Annotated in this window: 21 protein-coding genes and 1 pseudogene; 7 read left to right on the forward strand and 15 right to left on the reverse strand. The window is 69.4% G+C overall.

Annotated features, from left to right (window positions below):
* Positions 1-47: 47 nt before the first annotated feature.
* From ACQEU1_RS12685 to ACQEU1_RS12700, 4 genes are all read right to left on the reverse strand, one after another.
* The gene (locus tag ACQEU1_RS12685) at positions 48-1,328 is read right to left on the reverse strand and encodes a glycosyltransferase family 2 protein (RefSeq protein ID WP_433199770.1); all 1,281 of its coding nucleotides are present in this window, start codon (positions 1,326-1,328) and stop codon (positions 48-50) included.
* Between the two features lie 3 nt (positions 1,329-1,331).
* Complete coding sequence (locus tag ACQEU1_RS12690) at positions 1,332-1,721, reverse strand: hypothetical protein (protein WP_433199773.1); 390 nt, start codon at positions 1,719-1,721, stop codon at positions 1,332-1,334.
* Positions 1,722-2,092: 371 nt separating this feature from the next.
* On the reverse strand, positions 2,093-2,548 hold the full coding sequence (locus ACQEU1_RS12695; protein ID WP_394620924.1) for a PTS sugar transporter subunit IIA: 456 nt from the start codon (positions 2,546-2,548) through the stop codon (positions 2,093-2,095).
* Complete coding sequence (locus ACQEU1_RS12700) at positions 2,545-2,781, reverse strand: glucose PTS transporter subunit EIIB (RefSeq protein ID WP_382442159.1); 237 nt, start codon at positions 2,779-2,781, stop codon at positions 2,545-2,547. Before ACQEU1_RS12700 ends, ACQEU1_RS12695 begins: the two co-directional genes overlap by 4 nt.
* Positions 2,782-2,892: 111 nt before the next feature.
* On the opposite strand from ACQEU1_RS12700, the gene ACQEU1_RS12705 reads away from it, so the two are divergent.
* The 3 genes from ACQEU1_RS12705 to ACQEU1_RS12715 are packed head-to-tail and all read left to right on the forward strand — an operon-like array spanning position 2,893 to position 5,243.
* Positions 2,893-3,648 carry a GntR family transcriptional regulator gene (locus ACQEU1_RS12705; RefSeq protein ID WP_433199777.1) on the forward strand — a complete coding sequence of 252 codons (756 nt, stop codon included), beginning with the start codon at positions 2,893-2,895 and terminating at the stop codon, positions 3,646-3,648.
* Complete coding sequence (locus tag ACQEU1_RS12710) at positions 3,645-4,946, forward strand: PTS transporter subunit EIIC (RefSeq protein WP_433199780.1); 1,302 nt, start codon at positions 3,645-3,647, stop codon at positions 4,944-4,946. The genes ACQEU1_RS12705 and ACQEU1_RS12710 overlap by 4 nt, the downstream gene beginning before the upstream one ends.
* Positions 4,947-4,976: 30 nt before the next feature.
* Positions 4,977-5,243, forward strand: coding sequence for an HPr family phosphocarrier protein (locus tag ACQEU1_RS12715; protein WP_433211461.1), 267 nt, complete (start codon positions 4,977-4,979; stop codon positions 5,241-5,243).
* Between the two features lie 201 nt (positions 5,244-5,444).
* On the opposite strand, the pseudogene ACQEU1_RS12720 reads toward ACQEU1_RS12715, so the two are convergent.
* Positions 5,445-5,933: pseudogene (locus ACQEU1_RS12720) on the reverse strand (phosphatase PAP2 family protein); the annotation flags it as partial.
* Positions 5,934-6,035: 102 nt separating this feature from the next.
* On the opposite strand from ACQEU1_RS12720, the gene ACQEU1_RS12725 reads away from it, so the two are divergent.
* Genes ACQEU1_RS12725 through ACQEU1_RS12735 form a run of 3 tightly spaced genes read left to right on the forward strand, consistent with a single transcriptional unit; the run spans position 6,036 to position 8,445 of the window.
* On the forward strand, positions 6,036-6,710 hold the full coding sequence (locus ACQEU1_RS12725; protein WP_433199783.1) for a response regulator: 675 nt from the start codon (positions 6,036-6,038) through the stop codon (positions 6,708-6,710).
* Positions 6,707-8,053: a sensor histidine kinase gene (locus tag ACQEU1_RS12730; protein WP_433199786.1), complete on the forward strand. Its 1,347-nt coding sequence runs from the start codon at positions 6,707-6,709 to the stop codon at positions 8,051-8,053. The genes ACQEU1_RS12725 and ACQEU1_RS12730 overlap by 4 nt, the downstream gene beginning before the upstream one ends.
* Positions 8,050-8,445 carry a hypothetical protein gene (locus tag ACQEU1_RS12735; RefSeq protein WP_433199789.1) on the forward strand — a complete coding sequence of 132 codons (396 nt, stop codon included), beginning with the start codon at positions 8,050-8,052 and terminating at the stop codon, positions 8,443-8,445. Before ACQEU1_RS12730 ends, ACQEU1_RS12735 begins: the two co-directional genes overlap by 4 nt.
* Before the next feature lie 26 nt (positions 8,446-8,471).
* Here the strand turns inward: ACQEU1_RS12735 and ACQEU1_RS12740 are convergent, their stop codons facing one another.
* From ACQEU1_RS12740 to ACQEU1_RS12775, 8 genes are all read right to left on the reverse strand, one after another.
* Positions 8,472-8,969 carry a DUF6985 domain-containing protein gene (locus ACQEU1_RS12740; RefSeq protein ID WP_433199792.1) on the reverse strand — a complete coding sequence of 166 codons (498 nt, stop codon included), beginning with the start codon at positions 8,967-8,969 and terminating at the stop codon, positions 8,472-8,474.
* Positions 8,970-9,213: 244 nt separating this feature from the next.
* Complete coding sequence (locus ACQEU1_RS12745; RefSeq protein WP_433199795.1) at positions 9,214-10,038, reverse strand: shikimate dehydrogenase; 825 nt, start codon at positions 10,036-10,038, stop codon at positions 9,214-9,216.
* Positions 10,038-11,273, reverse strand: a complete 1,236-nt coding sequence (gene mltG, locus ACQEU1_RS12750; RefSeq protein ID WP_433199798.1) for an endolytic transglycosylase MltG — start codon at positions 11,271-11,273, stop codon at positions 10,038-10,040. The genes ACQEU1_RS12745 and mltG overlap by 1 nt, the downstream gene beginning before the upstream one ends.
* Positions 11,270-11,758, reverse strand: coding sequence for a Holliday junction resolvase RuvX (gene ruvX, locus ACQEU1_RS12755; protein ID WP_433199801.1), 489 nt, complete (start codon positions 11,756-11,758; stop codon positions 11,270-11,272). The genes mltG and ruvX overlap by 4 nt, the downstream gene beginning before the upstream one ends.
* A complete protein-coding gene (alaS, locus tag ACQEU1_RS12760; RefSeq protein WP_433199804.1) occupies positions 11,745-14,414 on the reverse strand; it encodes an alanine--tRNA ligase in 2,670 nt (889 codons plus the stop codon). Before alaS ends, ruvX begins: the two co-directional genes overlap by 14 nt.
* Before the next feature lie 57 nt (positions 14,415-14,471).
* On the reverse strand, positions 14,472-14,741 hold the full coding sequence (locus ACQEU1_RS12765) for a hypothetical protein (RefSeq protein WP_285642355.1): 270 nt from the start codon (positions 14,739-14,741) through the stop codon (positions 14,472-14,474).
* Positions 14,738-15,130, reverse strand: a complete 393-nt coding sequence (locus ACQEU1_RS12770; protein WP_433199807.1) for a DUF948 domain-containing protein — start codon at positions 15,128-15,130, stop codon at positions 14,738-14,740. The genes ACQEU1_RS12765 and ACQEU1_RS12770 overlap by 4 nt, the downstream gene beginning before the upstream one ends.
* Positions 15,131-15,223: 93 nt before the next feature.
* Complete coding sequence (locus ACQEU1_RS12775; RefSeq protein WP_433199810.1) at positions 15,224-15,355, reverse strand: DUF664 domain-containing protein; 132 nt, start codon at positions 15,353-15,355, stop codon at positions 15,224-15,226.
* Positions 15,356-15,834: 479 nt separating this feature from the next.
* On the opposite strand from ACQEU1_RS12775, the gene ACQEU1_RS12780 reads away from it, so the two are divergent.
* Positions 15,835-16,413 (forward strand): GNAT family N-acetyltransferase, encoded by a 579-nt coding sequence (locus ACQEU1_RS12780; RefSeq protein ID WP_433199813.1) that lies wholly within the window; start codon positions 15,835-15,837, stop codon positions 16,411-16,413.
* Here ACQEU1_RS12780 and ACQEU1_RS12785 read toward each other — a convergent pair.
* Positions 16,410-17,045, reverse strand: coding sequence for a maleylpyruvate isomerase N-terminal domain-containing protein (locus ACQEU1_RS12785; protein ID WP_433199816.1), 636 nt, complete (start codon positions 17,043-17,045; stop codon positions 16,410-16,412). The genes ACQEU1_RS12780 and ACQEU1_RS12785 overlap by 4 nt on opposite strands.
* Positions 17,046-17,055: 10 nt before the next feature.
* Entirely contained in the window at positions 17,056-17,880 is an 825-nt protein-coding gene (locus ACQEU1_RS12790; RefSeq protein ID WP_433199819.1) for a hypothetical protein, read from the reverse strand.
* Position 17,881 lies beyond the last annotated feature (1 nt).

Here is a 17,881-nt window from a genome sequence, read left to right on the forward strand (position 1 = left end):
GCCAAGTTCCGCCCTGTCGTGAACGGTCCGTTCACGCACGTCCCGGATCAGGCCGGCGAAATCCCGGCAGCGCCCCGCGGCATCGATTTCTCGAAGAACACGTCGTCCCAGGGATCGCAAAGCTCTCGATAACGGTCCGCTTCGTCCTCTCCCCGCAAGCGCCCCAGCAACGCGCAAATGAGCGCATCCACATGACGACCGGACGGATCGATGGCACTGCGCGCCACCAGATCGTCGTTCTTCCTGATTTCCACCGCGCGCAGGAGGTCTTTCTTGGTCACCACGCCGCCGACGAGCTCGGCCATCGTGCTGAAGTAATGCGCGTCGGCCTGGTCCAGATCACGGCAGAACCGGTGAACCGAATCCCAGTCCCCCAGCGCGACCAGACCCTGACACGAAAAGGCGAGCGCGAGCTTCCAGTACTCGGCGGCGCCCAGCAGGTCTCCGGACCCGGTGTCACGCCCCACGAGATCCCGCAACGCGTCGCACAGACCGACGATCTGGTCGCCGCCGAGCACCGGCAGCGCGTCCCTGATCATGAAGTAGAACCACCGCGGGTTGGCGGGATCGTTCTTCAGCGCGGCTCGCAGCAACTCCAGGTTGCGCTGCCGCTTCCCCTTGGCGTGCACCACGTCGGGGCGGTAGCCGTCGTGCCGGAGGACGACGTCGAGCTCGACCAGCCCGACCGGCTCGTCGACCTCCCCCGCCACCACCGGGTACTCGTGGATCTCCCCCTTGAACCGGACGCCGCCGTCCGCGAGGAAGATGCGCGGGATGGAGTCGTCGTACGCCTCCCGGTCCACGTCGAAGATCCTGGGCGCGAACACCAGCCGCCGCAGTCCCTCGGCCCCGGTCAGCGAGTCCAGGCAGGTTCTGAGCTCTTCGCCCGACTCCACCCACTCGTCGGCGTCGAGGAAGACGACCCACCCGTCCCCCACGGCGTCGATCGCCGCGTTCCGCGCCTCGGCGAACGAGTCGCTCCACGGCACGTGCAGCAGCCGCACACCCCGGTCCGCGTAGGTCGCGACGATCCCGGGCGTCCCGTCCACCGACCCGGTGTCCACCACCAGGACGTCGTCGAACCCGCTGCTCACGACGCTGTCGAGGCAGCGAGCGATGCACCTCTCCTCATCCCTGGCCAGCACCACGACACTTGCCCTGGCACTCGTCGCCTGCCCGGTGAACCTCAGGCCGGCGAGCGGGGGCAGCACGCGCCGGATCCACGGGTCGGGGGCCGGCGCCTCGGTCTTCTCGCGCATCTCGCCTCGCTTCCGGTCAGCGGCGAAACGCGGGTGCCGCATGCGCGCCGGCACCCGCGTCCTCGTCACCGGTCAGCAGGCTTCTTTGACGCCGATGTAGTACCAGGTGTTGCAGGTGAACGAGTAGTGCCAGAAGACGTGGCACCACAGGACCTGGTTCGGCGAGTAGGAGTAGCGGTACTCGAACTTCTGGATGTCCAGCGCACCGCACTTCTTGGTGTGGGTGTAGTTGACGTAGTCGGGCCTCATGCAGTCGCTCGCGACGACGTCCGACCCGGTACCGGCGCTCGCCACCCCGGCCGAGACCGTGAAGAAGGACGCGCTCGCCAGCAGCGTCGCGGCGAGGTGACGGATCTTGCGACCCGTCACGCCCGTGCCGGACCCGGCAGCCTGCCCGCCGGCGCCCGGAGCGGACAACTCGGCTTCGAGGTCGTCCAAGAACGCAAGCCGTTGCGAATTCACCGTTGGTTCCTCCACTAATCGCGTGTCATAGACATGATTCAGCGAACGGAAAGGCCCCACGAGTAATGAAACGCGCATGCCGGCAGAGCCGCGGACCACCGTCCGAACTCACCCGTGCTGCGCGAACCCGCCCCCTGCGGGACTGCGAATGACCGAAGAACGGTCTAGGACGGCGTCACCAGGAAAGTTCCCCCAGGAACTGCCCGGCACCGCCGATGTTGATTCCCACCCAGTGTTCAACGCCTCCCCAGACCGCCAAATCATGTCGGGGCACCGCGACATTCCTCTAGGTCCATCCGGGTGAAAGCGCTTCGATTCAGTTCGTCGTCGCCGACCGGGAGCCGGCGACGACGAACCAGAACGGGCTCAGCTCAGCGAGACCAGTCGAACAGCGCGTCGTTCGCCGTCACGTCCACGCCCACCGCGAGGTCGCCGAGCGCCTCCGCGGACGCGTCCAGCGCGATGACCGGGCAGATCGGCGCGTACCCGGCCGCCTCGACCTCGGCCGGGTCCCACGTCACGATCTTCTGGCCGGCCTGGACCTGCTCGCCCTTGACGACGTGCACCTCGAAGCCCTCGCCCTTGCGCTTCACGGTGTCGATGCCGAGGTGGACCAGGACGGCCGCACCGTCCGCGCCGGCCACGACGAACGCGTGCGGGTGCAGCGTGACGACGGTGCCGTCGAGCGGCGACACGACGTCGGCCTTCGCGCGGACCGGCTCGACGGCGACGCCGGGGCCGACCATCGCCTCGGCGAAGACCTGGTCCGGAACCTCGGAGAGCGCGACCACGCGGCCTGCCACCGGGCTGCCCACGCGGACGCTCACAGCAGGTCCTCGATGTCCGACGCGATGGTGTCCGCCTCGGGGCCGACGACGACCTGGACGACGTTGCCGGAGCGCATGACCCCGTGTGCTCCCAACGCCTTCAGCGCCTTCTCGTCGACGACCGAACCGTCCTCGAGCTCGCACCGCAGCCGGGTGATGCAGGGCTCGATCTCGATGACGTTGTCGCGCCCGCCCAGCGCGGCGAGGATCTTCTGCGCCTTCTCGTCAGCCACGTTCGTACCTCTCGTTCCCGTAACAGCGGTTGACACCCGCTCGGTGCGCGGAGCATTCTCCCGCACCAACTGGTCTAGACCGGAAAGTACCACTAGCGAGGAGGTGAGCGAGTGAACGAGATCGTGGAGGGGCCCAAGCCCAAGCACGCGCAGCTGCGCGAGATCCTGCGGCGGCTGGCCGAACAGGAGCTCGCTCCCGGCTCACCGATTCCGTCGGAGCGCGACCTGGCCGAGCGGTACGGAGTCTCTCGCATCACCGTGCGGGCCGCAGTCGGCCAACTGGTCGCCGACGGCCTGCTCACGCGGGCCAAGGGCCGTGGGACGTTCACCGCCAAGCGGCGCTACGACCTGCAGCTCTTCCTGGCGTCGTTCACCTCGGACATGAAGGCGCGCGGGGTCGAACCCAGCACCGAGGTGATCAGCTGCGGCCAGGCGGCGCCGGGTTCCAAGGCGTCGCTGGGGCTGGAGCCGGACGAGTACGCGTACCGCGTCGTGCGGTTGCGCAAGGCCGACGGGGCACCGCTGGCCCTCGAGTCCGGCTGGTACAGCCCGCACATGCTTCCCGAGCTCGACCGCTGCGACCTGACCGGATCGCTCTACGAGATCATCGCGACCCGGTACGGAATCCAGCTGGACCACGCGCGGCAGACCGTGTGGGCCGAGACCGCCGACGCGGAGACCGCGAAGGCGCTCGACGTCCGCAAGGGCAGCCCGCTCCTCGTGTTCAGGAGGGTCGCCAGCTCGAACGGGCAGCCCTGTGAAGACGTGACTTCCTGGTACCGGGGCGATCTCTACCAGGTGACCATGCAACTGGACCGGACCGTCCCGGGTTCCGCTCCTCACTCCGCCAAGGGAGGTACCACATGAGCGCCAGCGCCCCAGAGGCGACAGGCGGTCGCGGGTTCAAGGGCCTGGCCGGTCTGCAGCGGTTCGGTCGCAGCCTCATGCTGCCGATCGCTTCGCTGCCCGCCGCCGCACTTCTCCTGCGTCTCGGCCAGCCCGACCTGCTCGGCAAGGACGGTCTGGGCTGGAACCAGGTCGCCGCTGTCATCGGTGGTGCGGGCGACGCCCTGTTCAGCAACCTGCCGCTGCTGTTCGCGGTGGGTGTGGCGATCGGGTTCGCGCGCCGCGGTGACGGCTCGACCGCGCTCGCCGCCGTCGTCGGCTTCGTGGTGACGCAGGCCGTCTTCAAGGCCATGTCGCCCATGGTCCTGCCGCTCGCCGAGGACCCCGCCAAGCAGGAGCAGATCAACTACTCGGTGCTGACCGGCATCGTGGTGGGTCTGATCTCGGCCGTGCTGTGGCAGAAGTACCACCGCATCAAGCTGCCCCCGTACCTCGCGTTCTTCGGTGGCCGCCGCTTCGTGCCGATCATCGTCGCGGGCGTCATGATCCCCGTCGGCGTCGTGATGGGTCTCATCTACCCGTGGTTCGACAAGGGTCTGACCGCCGTCGGCGAGGCCGTCTCGGGCAGCTCGATCATCGGTGCGGGCATCTACGGCGTGATCAACCGCCTCCTGATCCCGCTGGGTCTGCACCACATCCCGAACACGTTCATGTGGCAGGTCTTCGGCGAGTACCAGGTCGACGGCGCCACCAAGACCGGTGACATCCCGCGCTTCTTCGCGGGTGACCCGACCGCGGGCACGTTCATGTCCGGCTTCTTCCCGATCTTCATGTTCGCGCTCCCCGCGGCCGCCCTGGCGATCATCCACACCGCCAAGCCGTCGCAGAAGAAGATCATCGCCGGCATCATGGGCTCCGCGGCCCTCACCTCGTTCATCACGGGTGTCACGGAGCCGCTCGAGTTCGCGTTCATGTTCGTCGCGTGGCCGCTCTACGTCATCCACGCCATCCTGACGGGTACGTCGCTCGCGATCACCAACGCGCTCGGCGTGCACGACGGTTTCGGCTTCTCCGCGGGTGTGATCGACTACCTGCTCAACTTCAACATCGCGACCAGGCCGTTGCTGATCATCCCGATCGGCCTCGTCTACGCGGCGATCTACTACTTCGTGTTCCGCTGGGTCATCACCAAGTGGAACCTGAAGACGCCGGGCCGCGAGGACGACGAGTCGCCGGAGGCGGACGAGAGCGTCGTGGGTGCCTCGGGTTCGGCCGACACGGCCGTCACCGAGAAGCCCGCCAGGCACGACAAGCAGTAGTCACAACCAGCTCTACCGGGAGGAACCATCATGGCCGAGCGACGGGTCACCGTGGCCAGCAAGGTCGGACTGCACGCCCGGCCTGCCGCATTGCTGGCGAAGGCCGCCGCCGACCAGCCGGTGACGGTCACCATCCGCAAGAACGACGGCGAAGCCGTCGAAGCGGCGAGTGTCCTGGGACTCATGACCCTGGGCGCGATGCACGGTGACGAGGTGGTGCTCAGCGCCGAGGGGGACGGAGCGGACGCTGCTCTGGACGCCATCGCCGAACTGATCGCCACCGACCACGACGGGTGATCCCTGCCGTGAGCGGTCCTGGTCGCCCCGAAGACCGGGACCGCTCGCGGTCCACCCGAAGTGCAGCACCACCCCCGCGGTCACGACGCCGGCGAGAGTCGACGGCGTGGCCTGCGGGTAGCTCACCATCAGCCACACCCCGCCGACGGCCAGCGCCGGCGGTACCACGAGCCCCGCGGTCCACCTGCGCAACAGCAGGAACGCGAGCGTCGAGACCAGCAGCGCCGCGCCGAGCGTGTCGCTGAACCGGTGCCAGCCGAGCGACACCGTCTCCGCCGCGACCGCCCCCGCCCCCAGCGCCCCCGGCACCGCCACGACCAGCGCGAACCGGCGTGGCACGGCCATCGTCACCGCGATCACCGACGCCACCGCGGCCGTCGTGTGCCCGCTCGGGAAGCTGTTGTGCACCAGCACCGCGTCGTCGTCCAGCGGCGGCCGCACCAGCACGTAGAGCTTCAGCACCTGGGCGCCCAGCACCGAACCGCCGAGCAGCAGCAACGGCGCGAGGGACTTCTTGCGCGCGAACACGATCACGAGCACCGCGGCGACGATGATCGCCATGTCCACGTTGGACGCCCACGACCGTTGCAACGACAACTCGGGCAGCGCGGCGTTCTCGGCGCGTTGTCCGAAAGACGTCCACACCAGCGCGAAGTACGTGAAGAGGAATCCCAGCAAGCTTCCGGCCATGGGTTCGAGATTCCGCGCGCCGCTCTATGAGAACGTCCACGCCATGTCATGGTTCCGCTACAGAACGGGCGTCCCCGTCGCCGCCCGCCGATAATGGATCTCGTGGCGATGGTCTTGCTGGTGGAGGACGACCCCTCGGTGCGTGAAGGACTCGGGCTGGCGCTGCGCCGTCAGGGGCACGAGGTCCGCGCGGCTCCGACAGGCGAGGAAGGCGTCGAGCAACTGCGCGACTCCCGCCCCGACATCGTGGTCCTCGACATCATGCTGCCCGGGATCGACGGCTTCGAGACGTGCCGCCGGATGCGGTCGCACGCCGAGGTGCCGATCATCATGCTGACCGCCCGCGGCGACGACTTCGACGTGGTGGCGGGTCTGGAGGCGGGCGCGGACGACTACGTGGTCAAGCCCGTCGAGCCGCGCGTGCTGGAGGCCCGCATCCGGGCGGTGCTGCGGCGGACGGTCTCCGAGCCGTCGTCGGTCGAACGGCACGGGTCGCTGGTGATCGATCGGGCAGGACTGCAGGTGCTCAAGAACGACGTGAAGGTCGCGCTGACCCCGACCGAGCTGAAGCTGCTGCTCGAACTGTCCCGCACGCCTGGGCGAGTGCTGACCCGCCAGCAGATCCTGGAAGCCGTGTGGGAGCACGACTACCTCGGTGACTCGCGGCTGGTCGACGCGTGCGTGCAGCGGTTGCGCGCGAAGATCGAGGACGTGCCCGGCGAACCCGGCTACGTGCACACCGTGCGCGGCTTCGGGTACCGCTTCGGCCCGCGATGAGGTCGCTGCTGCGCGGCCTGCGCCCGCGGCTGATGGCGGCGTTCCTGCTGCTGACGGTGCTGGGCGCGGTCGGCGCGGCGGGCGCCTCCTACGCGACGGCCCGCACGTTGCTGCTGGAGAACGCCCAGGACAGCTTCATGAACCCGCTCGTGCAGAACGTCCGCGAGTACGCGCAGCGGGTCGTCGTGCCGCCGGCCCAGCAGGACCTGGACGACTTCGCGTCGTTCCTGCGCGGCTCGTCGGTCGTGCTGTACGAGGGGATGCGGTCGAGCGGCGGGCCGGACCCGTCGTTCGTCCCCGCCGAGATGCGCGCCATGCTCAAGAACAGCAGCACCATCCTGTGGCAGCGGCGCACCGACCAGATCGTCCCGTACGTCGTGGTCGGCATCCCGTTGCTGCGCGGCGACGGCACCCCGACGGGCGTGGAGGTGTGGGCGGTCACGGAGCTGGGCGCCACGCAGACCGCCATCGACAGCTTCTCGACCGCCGCGTGGGTGGGCGTGAGCCTCGTGGTGCCGTTGGCGCTGGGTCTGGCGTTGTTCACCGCACGGGGTGTGCTGCGTCCCGTGCGCAGACTCGGCGCTGCCGCCCGCGCACTCGGTTCCGGCCGCCTGGACACCCGTGTGGACGAACGGGGCTCCGACGAGCTCGCGGACCTCGCCCGCACGTTCAACCGCGCCGCCGAGCAGCTGGAGGCCTCGCAGGCGGCCTCCAGACGGTTCGTGGCGGACGTGTCGCACGAGCTGCGCACCCCGTTGACGGCCATGAACGCCGTCACCGCCGTGCTGGACGAGGACGCGGGCACGCTGCCGCCGGACACCGCCGTGGCGGCCAGGCTGGTCTCGACCGAGACCCGCAAGCTCACCCGTCTCGTCAACGACCTGATGGAGATCTCGCGCTTCGACGAGGGCCGCAACGTCCTGGAACTGGACGACTGGGACCTCGGCACCGCCGTCCGCGACACCCTGGCCGCGCGCGGCTGGACCGGCTCGGTGCAGGCGTCGCTGGTGGAGGGCGTGGTGGCGCGGGTGGACCGCCGCCGGCTCGACGTCATCGTGGCGAACCTCGTCGGCAACGCCCTGAAGCACGGCGGCGTCCCGGTGCGGGTGACCGTGCGGCCGGGCATCGTCCAGGTGGCGGACAACGGGCCCGGCATCCCCGCCGACGCACTCCCCCACATCTTCGACCGCTTCTACAAGGCAGACACGGCCCGCTCCCGTTCCGAGGGCAGCGGACTGGGATTGGCGATCGCATGGGAGAACGCACGCCTGCACGGCGGCACGATCGAGGCGGCCAACGCCCCCTCCGGCGGTGCGGTCTTCACGTTGCGCTTGCCCTCGTGACGCTGGCGTCGTGCGGCATCCGCCCGACTCCGGTGCTGACCGGCGGCGAGGGCCCGACGGTCTCGTCGCGCACGCTGACCGTCTACTTCGTGCGGCCGGACGGGAACGGCCTGACGCGCCGCAACCGCGCCTACACCGGCGGCGTCGACATCACGACCGCCATCAACCTGCTGCTGGCCGGTCCCACCGACGACGAGCGCAAGCAGGGCCTCACGACCGACCTGCCGGAGACCCGGTCGCGGGCGGTCGCGGCACGCAACTACGTCGTCCTGCCCGACGACGTCAACCCGCTGGCGTCCAAGTGGGGCTTCATCCAGATCCACTGCACGGCCCAGGCGAACGGCGTGGAGATCGCCCCCGAGGCCAAGATCCCGGTCGAGGTCTGCCCCTAGGCCCGTCCCGCATGCCGGGTGAGGTCCTAGAAGCGTTCGTACAGCACGTCTTCGTCGTTCTTGAGGTGGCCGTCGTACGGGCCGACCTTGGTGATCCTGGCGCCTTCGCGGAACACCACCTGCAGGCCGTGCTCGACCTCCCACTCGCACTCGGCCTCGACCGACACGAACACCGGATCGCCCTCGTAGCCGCGGCAGACCGTCACCTCGCGGCTCGCGAACGTGACGTGGTCCCAGACTTCTCCCGGTCCGGCGATGCGCGGGAAGTCGTCCAGCTCGTCGCCGAAGATCTCACCCATGTGCCGGTAGTAGTCGAAGACCGCCGCTGCCGCCGCTGCGAGAGCCCTGCCGTCGAGGGCGAGGAACGCCTCGATGGCGGCGTGGAACTCGTGCGGCGCCGGGTCGTCCTCGTAGCCCTCGACGTGGAAGCGGTACGCACCGCCCAGCACCGGCACCTCGACGGGCGCGCTGAGCAGACCGTCGTAGTCGCTTGCGGTGAGCGTGCCGAGCCCGGGGATCTCCACCGGGACATCCTAGGAAGTGGAGGGGCGCACCGGCGGCCGTGGTGCCGAAGCCGGTAGGCCCACGCGCCCAAGCGGAGCCCCCGGCCGGCACACCCGTGCGCCCCACCTGCCGGTTCTCCCGCAGAACACCGGCATGCGATGACCGCGGGCGAGTGGCACATCGTCCGCAGTCAAACGAGTCGTGCGCAGACAATCACACGACGGGCGCGGGCGGATATCGAACAAGGCGGGATCAGGCCGAAAGTTACGCGCGGGCGGCCAGAGCGGCGTCCAGCGCGCGGCGCATCACGTCCTGCGGCGCCGGCTTGCCGGTGAACTGCTCCACCTGACCGAAAGCCTGGTGCAGCAACATGTCCAGGCCCGTCGCGAGCCGTGCGCCCGACTCCTGCACGGCCGCGGCGACCGGGGTCGGCCACGGGTGGTAGATCACGTCCAGCACGTACGGTGCGCGGGCCAGTGCGGACGCCAGGGATGCGGTGGCCTCGGCGGGCACCGTGGACACCACGACGTCCGACGCGCCACACAGGACGGCGAGGTCCACAGAGGACAGGTCGAGGACCTCGACGGAGACGCCGACCCGTGACGCGGTCTCCACGGCCTCCCCCGCGCGCGCGGGATCCCGCACCACCAACGAAACCGAGGTCACGCCCAGTTCGGCGAACCCGGCCAGTGCGGCCGTCGCGGTGCCGCCCGCGCCGAGCACCACGCCGTGGGTGCCGCCGGAGAAACCCGTCTCCCGCAACGCTCCCACGACGCCGTCGACGTCGGTGCAGTCGGCGTGCCACTCGGAACCGTTGCGCACCAGGGTGTTCGCCGCGCCCACGGCCGAGGCGCGCGGGGTCACGACGGACGCGAACGCCAGCGCCGCCCGTTTCGTGGGCATCGTGCAGGACAGGCCGACCCACTCGGGGCCGAGCGACGACACCAGGCCGGGCACGCCTTCCTCGGAGCACGAAAGGCGGGTGTACTCCCAGTCGAGGCCCAGTGCGGCGTACGCGGCGTTGTGCAGGACGGGTGAGAGCGAGTGCTCGATCGGCGACCCGATCACCGCCGCCTTCCGCAGCACCACTAGTAGACGCCCTCCTGCTGTGCCTTCTGGTCCTTGGCCTGGTGTTCCGGGTACGTGTTCGAGAAGCACGAAGTGCCGTCCTTCTGGCACTTCACGAAGTACATGATCTTGTTGCCCGCGTCGCCGCCGTCCGGCTTGATCGCGGCCGCCACGGCCTGCTGGGAGGGCGAGCCGATGGGGGTCGGCGTCAGGCCCTTCCGGTTGTACGTGTTGTACGGCTGGTTCGCGCCGCGGTCCGCGTCGGACGTGCGGATGTGCGGCTGGTTGTTGCGGTAGTTGATGGTCGAGTCGAACTGCAGCTCCATCGGCTCGGCCATCCGGTTGTAGATGACCTGCGAGACCTTGCCGAAGTCCTTCTCGATCGCTTCCTTCTCGATCAGCGACGCGATCACGAGGACCTCGTACGGGCGGAAGCCGGTGTTCAGCGTGCCGCCGGGGATGCCCGCGCCCTGCAGCTTCTGGGCGGAGGCGACGATGACGCTGCGGAGCAGCTCGACCGCGCTCACGCCCGGCTTGACCTGGTACACGCCGCGCATGATCAGGCCCTCGAGGCGGAACTGCGGCTCGGCGGCCTTCACGTCGGCGAGCGCCCAGTCCGGCACGCCGAGGGCGACCGGGTCCGTCTGCTCGGCGGCGGCCTTGATCTCGTCGCCGGTCAGGCAGACCTTCTGGCCGTCCTTCTCGGTGCAGCTCGCGGCGGCGAGCTGGGAGTAGATGCCCGCGACGGTCTTGCCGTTGGCCTGGATGTCGGTGAGCTTGATGCCGCCGACGATCTGCACGGCGGGGACGCGCGTCTTCGGGTCGATCATCTTGGCCACCGCGGTCTGGCCGGACATCTTCGTCTTCATCAGGTAGAAGCCGGGTTGGATCGACGTCACGCGGGCGTCGGTCTTGCTGGCCTCGGTGAACGCGCGCGCGGAGGCGACGACGCCGTTCTCGTAGAGGGTGGACGCGATCTGGCTGACCACGTCGCCGTCCTGGACCTCGACGATGGCGTCGGCCTCGCCGCTGCCCGAGAAGTCGTCGAACGACCCGATGCCGCGCAGTTCGCGGTAGCCGTAGTAGGCGCCGCCCATGCCGACGGCGAGCACTAACGCGACGACCAGCCACAGGACCGTCTTCTTGCGCTTCTTCGCCTTGGCCCTGGCGTTGTCGCGCTCGCGGTCGCGCTTCCTGACCGGCCTGCGCTCGTCCACGTCGGGGTCGGTGAACAACCCGAGATCGTCGCCGCTCACGCCTCGTCCTTTCGGGCGGACACCGAACGTGCCCGTGCGTCCAGCCAAGATTGCAGGATCTCGACAGCAGCGGCCTGGTCGACCACGGCTCGCTGTTTCTTGCCCTTCACACCACGCTGCGCCAGCACCCGGCTCACCACGACCGTCGTCAGGCGTTCGTCGCTGAGCCGCACCGGCACCGGGGCGATGCGTCCGGCCAAGGCGGCAGCGTACGCCGTCGCCGCCTCGGCTGCGGGGCCGTGCCTTCCTGCCAGCGTCTTCGGCAGGCCGACCACGACCTCGACGACGTCATGGTCGGCGATGAGACGTACGAGTTCCGTGAGGTCCGAGCCGCCCTTCTCGTCGCGCTTCAGGGTGACGAGCGGAGTGGCCAGGAACGGACTCGGATCGCTCAGGGAAACCCCCACGCGAACCGATCCGACGTCGACGCCGAGCCTCCTGCCGAGGCCCGGATCGTCGACACCGGGAACATCAGCGCTGTTCAAGCACCTTGTCCAGTTCGTTGGTGAGGGCCGTGACGGCCTCCGTGACACCGGACGGGTTGGTGCCGCCGCCCTGGGCCAGGTCCGGCTTGCCGCCACCGCGGGCGGCGATGGCCGGGCCGAACACCGGGACCAGCTTGCCGGCGGCAAGGCCCAGGTCGCGGGCGGCGGCCGTGGTGGCCACCACGAAGCTGACCTTGTCGCCGTCGACCGAGAACAGGGCCACCACACCGGGCTTGCTGCCGAGGCGGTTGCGGACCTCGCCGCCGAGGGTGCGCAGGTCGTTGCCCGACACGCCTTCGAGGCCGAGGGCCACGAGCGACAGGCCGCGGATGTCCAGGGCCTTGTCGGCGAGGGCGCCGGCGTTGCCGAGCAGCTCGGCGGCGCGGACCTTCTCCAGCTCCTTCTCGGCGGCCTTCAGGCGCTCGACCAGCGACTCGATCCGCTCGGGCAGGCCTTCGGAGCCGACCTTGAGCATGTCGGAGAGGTTCTGCACGATAGCGCGTTCCTTGGCGAGGAACCGCATGGCCTCGATGCCGACGTAGGCCTCCAGGCGGCGCACGCCGGAACCGACGGACGACTCGCCGAGCAGCGTGATGGCGCCGATCTGGGACGAGTGCTCGACGTGCGTGCCACCGCAGAGCTCACGGGACCACTCGCCACCGATCTCGATGACGCGGACGGTCTCGTCGTAGGTCTCGCCGAACAGGGCGACGGCACCCATCTCCTGGGCGCCGGCCATGTCGGTGTAGACGATGCTGACCGGCAGGTCGCGGCGCACGGCGAGGTTCGAGACCTCCTCGATCTCGCTCTTGGCCTCGGCGGACAGGCCACCGGTCCAGGCGAAGTCGAGCCGCAGGTAGCCGGGCTTGTTGTACGAACCGCTCTGCAGGGCCGACGGGCCGAGCACGTGGCGCAGGGCGGCGTGCACGACGTGCGTGCCCGAGTGGCCCTGGCGGGCGCCGGTGCGCCACTCCTGGTCGACGCGGGCCTCGACGTGCTCGCCCTCGCTGACCTCGCCGGACGTGACGCGGACCTGGTGCACCCACAGCTTGCGGGCGACCTTCTGCACGTCGAGCACTTCCAGCTCGGCGTTGGCCGTGACGATGGTGCCGGCGTCGGACTCCTGGCCACCGGACTCGGCGTAGAGCGGCGTGCGGTCGAGGACGACCTCGACGATGTCGCCCTCCTTGGCCGACTTCACGCGGGCGCCGTTCAGCACGATGCCGCGCAGCGTGGCCTCGGAGCTCAGCTCGGTGTAGCCGGTGAACTCGGTCGGGCCCTGCTCCAGCAGCTCGCGGTAGACCGTCTGGTCGCCGTGGCCGGTCTTCTTGCCGGCGGCGTCGGCCTTGGCGCGGGCGCGCTGCTCGGCCATCAGCTTGCGGAACCCGTCCTCGTCCACGGACAGGCCGGCCTCGGAGGCCATCTCCAGCGTGAGGTCGATCGGGAAGCCGTACGTGTCGTGCAGCTGGAAGGCCTTGTCACCGGGCAGCGTGGCGCGGCCGTCGGCCTTCACCTCGGCGGCGGCTCCCTCGAAGATCCGCGAACCGGCGTCGAGCGTGCGCAGGAACGTGTCCTCCTCGGCCTTGAGCACCTGCTGGATCCGGGCGAACCCGGTGACCAGCTCGGGGTAGGCCTCGCCCATCGAGTCGCGGACGACCTCGGCGAACGTCTGCAGCACCGGCTCGGTCACGCCGAGCAGGCGGCTGCTGCGGATGATGCGGCGCAGCAGGCGGCGCAGCACGTAGCCGCGGGCCTCGTTGCCGGGCGTGACGCCGTCGCCGACCAGCAGCACACCGCTGCGGGCGTGGTCGGCGATGACGCGGAAGCGGACGTCGTCGGTCTCGTCGGCGCCGTACTTGCGGCCGGAGAGCTCCTCGGCCTTGCTGATGACGGCGCGGACCAGGTCGGTCTCGTAGACGTTGTCGACGCCCTGCAGCAGGTAGGCGACGCGCTCGACGCCCATGCCGGTGTCGATGTTCTTCGACGGCAGCTCACCGATGACCGGGTAGTCCTTCTTGGCACCACCCTCGCCGCGGATGTTCTGCATGAAGACGAGGTTCCAGATCTCCAGGTACCTGTCCTCGTCGACGACCGGGCCGCCCTCCTTGCCGTACTCGGGGCCGCGGTCGTAGTAGATCTCCGAGCACGGGCCGCACGGGCCGGGGACGCCCATCGACCAGAAGTTGTCCTCGACGCCGCGGCGCTGGATGCGCTCCAGCGGCATGCCGGCGACCTTCTGCCAGAGCTCGATGGCCTCGTCGTCGGTCTCGTAGACGGTGACCCAGATGCGCTCGGGGTCGAAGCCGTAGCCGCCCTCGTCCTGGGACTTGGTGATCAGCTCCCAGGCCAGCCGGATGGCGTCTTCCTTGAAGTAGTCGCCGAGCGAGAAGTTGCCGGCCATCTGGAAGAACGTGAGGTGGCGCGTGGTCTTGCCGACCTCGTCGATGTCGGGGGTGCGCACGCACTTCTGGATGCTCGTCATCCGCGGGGCGGGCGGCGGGGCCTCGCCGAGGAAGTACGGCTTGAACGGCACCATGCCGGCGTTGACGAACAGCAGGTTGGGGTCGTCGAGCAGGAGCGAGGCGCTGGGGATGTACTTGTGGCCGGCGTTCTCGAAGTGCTCGCGGAAGCGCTTGATGATCTCGTGGGTCTGCACGGGAAGTTCCTTGCTCGTTGCTGGGAAGGTCAGGGCACGACTGAGGGGCGAACGGTCTTAGTGCTTTCCGTTCGCCCTGGGCGCTCGGCGCCCCGGCGTGAATCCCGTCTGACGTTCCACGGTGTCCTGCAACTCCTGTTCCCGTTCGGCCATTCCCGCGCGCACCTCGGCCCCGAAGGAACCGAGGGCGCCGGCGAGCTCACGAAGGCCTTCACCCACGTTAGCGCCGATACCGGCAGGGGTCGCCTGCTTTGTCACCTCGGCGGCCTTCTTCGCGACGAAGAGGCCTGCCGCGGCACCCAGCCCGAACCAGAAGAGGCGGCTCACCTCGCACCCCGCCTCGGACGGCGCTTGGTGTGCTTGTTGGGCTGCTCGGCGGCCTTGCGGCGCGCCTTGACGGCCTTGCTCACGCCGTAGGACAGGGCGGCCGCCTTGACCAGCGGACCGCCGAGCGTGGCGGTGAAGAGGCTGGTGAGCGCGGAGACGTTGCCCGTGACGGCGCGCGCGTTGGCCGTGATGCCGTCGACGCGTTCGAGCTGCGTGTTCACGTGCGTCAGCGTCGTGTTGGCCTCGACGAACAACGGGTCCGTGTTCTGCTGGGCCTTCTGCATCGCTTTGGTCGCCTCGTCGAAGAACCGGGCCGCCTTGATCCCGACGAACAGCACCACGAGCGCGAGCAGAACGACGGCACCGGCGGCGAGCCACCCTGGCGACACAGATCCTCCTGGTGAACAGGCGTGCGGGCTTGGTTGCGAATGAGATTACCGGGTGGGTCCGACACCCACATGAGCGGCATCATTCGTTGATCTTCAACGACCTGTGGCGCCGTCGATCCGCTCCCTGACGATGTCGGCGTGACCGGCGTGCCGGGCGGTCTCGGTGGTCATGTGCGCGAGGAGCCGGCGCAGCGACTTGCGGGTGCCGTCGACCGGGATCGCCATCAACGCCTCCGGGGAGCCCGCAGCCGCGTTGATCGCGCTACCGCCACCCTGGATCGCCGTCGATCACATCGAGGACGTCAGGCACTTCGGGATCGATACGGACTGGCAGGCCCCCTGGGGGGATCCGCCCCCCATCCCAATCATCTCAAGCGGGTCTGACATTCCGGAGCGCTCAGCCCGGGCAGGTGCCGGCCCGGGATCGACGCGCCGCCGCGGATCACCACCTGCCCGCGGCCACTCGTCGGCAAGGCGCTTCGCCTTCTTGATCACACAGAGCCTTCGGAACGCCGGGGCGCGCGCCGCCGGGCGACGCGGGGCACGGGTTCGCGCTGGGTCTCTTGCATTCACGAGAACGTACGGGACAGCTCATTGACGCGTGGTTGTCACAGCCTGTGAAATACCCGTCACACAGGGCTTGACACCCGGCCCTGCACCGCGTGGAGTTAGGCAACCCTAAGTTCGACCGTGCAGGAGGCCAAGTGAACCCGGTGACGCACCTGGACTCCTATCGGCCGCAGGTGACCGCCGGCCCTCCCCCGGTGCCCGCGCTGGGCCTGCCCTGGGGCGCCCGCCTGGCCCGGCCGGACGGCTACGACCTGCACCTCGTCCACCGCTGGAACTCGGCCCCGCACGTGGCGGCGTTCCGGCGGCAGGCGTTCTCCCTGGCGCGGTGGGAGGAGGCGTTGCGGGCACAGCTGGCGGGCGACGACGTGCGGCCGTTGCTGATCAGCTGGCACGGCAGGCCGGTCATCTTCGCCGAGGTGTACCGCGCGGCCCGGCACGCCGTCGCCTCCGGCTACTCCGCGCGGCCCCACGACATCGGCCTGACCATCGCGGTCGGCGACCTCGCGATGACCGACCAGGGCCTGGTGCGCGCGCTGCTCCCCCGCCTCACCGACGCGGTGTTCGAGGCCGATCCGCACTGCACGCGCGTCGTGCTGGAGCCGGACGTGACGAACACGCGCGCCATCAGGTCGTTCGAAGCGGGCGGCTTCACGGCGCTGGACGAGATCATGCTGCCCGGCAAGGTCGCACTGCTGATGGTGTGCAAACGCTAGAAAGCGGTGATGTCCCGCGGTGCGCGTTCCTTGCGGCTGAGCGCGCGCACCACGTCGATCGCGCTGTGCTTGTTGAGCGCCATGCGGGTCAGCAGGTCGATGACGGTCTCGTTGACACCGCGGGGGAACTCGGGTGTGTCGATGCCGACGCTCACCGCGAGGTCGTCGCTGTGCACGACGAACTCCATCAGGCGGCTCACGAGGTACTCGTCCAGCGGCACCGCCCACGGACCCCAGTGCGGCATCCGGACGCCGCGGTTCTCCTTGCCCGGCAACAGTTCCTGGAGGGTGTCGAGCGCCGCCTCGAACCGCGCGCACAGGTCGGCCTGCCCCTCGGCGGCGAGCTTCTCGCCGCCCGCGCGGATCCGCGTGTGGAACTCGGAGTCGACGTCGAGGTCGGTCCACTTGGCGCGCGCGTAGTGCTCCATCAGCGTCACGACCGGCTCGTCGCCTTGAGGTGCCTCGATCATGCCGGGCAGCGGCAACGCCTGGTACGCCAGATGTCCGGCGAGTCCGCTGACCCCGAACTCCGGCAACGCGCTCGGCTCGTCCCAGTGCTTCGCGACCTGCTCGTGGCGCAACAGGTCCAGTGCGATGCGGGCGCTGGCCAGGAAGTCGTCTCTGATCGTCACCTCGCCGAACCTACTCGCGCCTGATGTCGTCCCGCTGACGCATGCGCTCGACGATCTCCTCCGGCGAGGAGGAGAGCTTCGGCATGTGCTTGCGGCTCAACAACCACAGCATGAAGCCCATCAGCAGGACCCAGCCGATGATCGTCCCGATCAACGCGAACGACGCGAGGGCCGGATAGCGCTCGGTGTCCTGGTTCGACACCAGCTTCCGGCCGTTGTGCGTGGTGCTGACCGCGCCCTGGAAGACGTTCTCCAGCTTGCCGAACAGGCCGGTGGCGTTGCTGAACGCCTTGGACAGCTTCTTGCACCAGCCCAGGGACTTGTTCGCGTACTTGACCGCCGTCGCCGTGCACTCGGCGATGACACCCGCGACGCCCGCTCCGAACGCCGCCATCGCCGGCGCCCAGCGGACGCAGATGCTGATCAGCTTGCCGACGGCCTCGGAGATCAGGTCCCGGACGATGCCGCGCACCACGTTGAGGATCGTCTTGCAGACGTTGACGAGCACGGAGATGCCCTGCGCGCCCGAGGCGTACGTGTCCGCCTTGTCGACGCCGAACGTCTCATAGGCGCGGAACTCCTGGCCCGACCACCGGCCCGCGTCGGTCTTCACCCACTGCTCGAGGTCGGTGGAGACCTGGTCCAGGTGGTTCGCGACGTTGCCCCACGTCTTGGACATCGAGTCGAGCTGCTGCTGGTCGCCGGTGAGCCAGTCGAGCGGCTCGCGCAGGAACGGGACGTGCTCGATCAGCCAGCCGAAGCCCGCGCCGATCAGACCGGCGAGAGGGTCCGCGAGGAAGCCGGCGACGCCCATCGCGCCACCGGCGGCGTTCATG

Source organism: Lentzea sp. CA-135723 (assembly GCF_050936595.1).
Classification (GTDB): Bacteria; Actinomycetota; Actinomycetes; order Mycobacteriales; family Pseudonocardiaceae; genus Lentzea.

Coding starts and splice junctions, on each gene's coding strand:
- ACQEU1_RS12710 (WP_433199780.1), top strand. CDS start 3,645: ATGAGCGCCAGCGCCCCAGAGGCGACAGGCGGTCGCGGGTTCAAGGGC.
- ACQEU1_RS12715 (WP_433211461.1), top strand. CDS start 4,977: ATGGCCGAGCGACGGGTCACCGTGGCCAGCAAGGTCGGACTGCACGCC.
- ACQEU1_RS12730 (WP_433199786.1), top strand. CDS start 6,707: ATGAGGTCGCTGCTGCGCGGCCTGCGCCCGCGGCTGATGGCGGCGTTC.
- ACQEU1_RS12775 (WP_433199810.1), bottom strand. CDS start 15,355: ATGGCGATCCCGGTCGACGGCACCCGCAAGTCGCTGCGCCGGCTCCTC.
- ACQEU1_RS12790 (WP_433199819.1), bottom strand. CDS start 17,880: ATGAACGCCGCCGGTGGCGCGATGGGCGTCGCCGGCTTCCTCGCGGAC.